This window comes from Rhizobium sp. 01T444 (assembly GCF_056398305.1).
In genome coordinates this window covers 1-565 of sequence record NZ_JBFTPD010000333.1, presented here as the reverse complement: position 1 = coordinate 565, position 565 = coordinate 1, and the positions used below count along the sequence as shown (strand labels likewise).

Annotated in this window: 1 protein-coding gene; it reads left to right on the top strand. The window is 63.8% G+C overall.

Annotation, left to right across the window (positions count from 1 at the left end):
* Positions 1-142: 142 nt before the first annotated feature.
* On the top strand, positions 143-565 hold a 423-nt coding region (locus AC1DTN_RS38765), incomplete at its 3' end, for an FAD-dependent monooxygenase (RefSeq protein WP_477925533.1).

Genomic DNA, 565 nt, shown 5'->3' with positions numbered 1-565 from the left:
GCCTGAGGCTGCACCAACTGTTCGTCGAAGACCCATCTGGCGTGACCATCGAGCTCAACTACCCCGCAGCGGAGGGGATAGCCGCAGCAGGGCGTGCAAGCGCCGCAGTGAACTGAGCCCGCAAAAAGAGAAGGAGACAGCGATGACACAAGGAAAGACCGTGATGGTCGTGGGCGGCTCCCTTGGAGGGCTCCTCGCGGCAMACATGCTGCACCGAGCCGGCTGGGACGTGCACGTGTATGAGCGCGTGGCCGAGGAACTGGAAGGTCGCGGGGCAGGCATCGTTACGCATCCGGAGCTAATGGCGGCGCTGGCCCAAGCGGGCGTGGTCGTCGATGACTCCATCGGCATTTCTGTCAGCGAGCGCGTCACGCTGGCCCGCGACGGCTCGGTGCTCGGCACCCGAGCCATGCCGCAAATCCTCACAGCCTGGGGTCGGCTGTACAACGTTCTTCGGGCAATATTCCCGAGCGAGCGTTATCACAACGGGAAGCAGCTGACGTCGTTCTGTCAGGATGACGAACAGGTCTTCGCAACCTTCGCAGACGGCTCTCAGGCCCGCGCG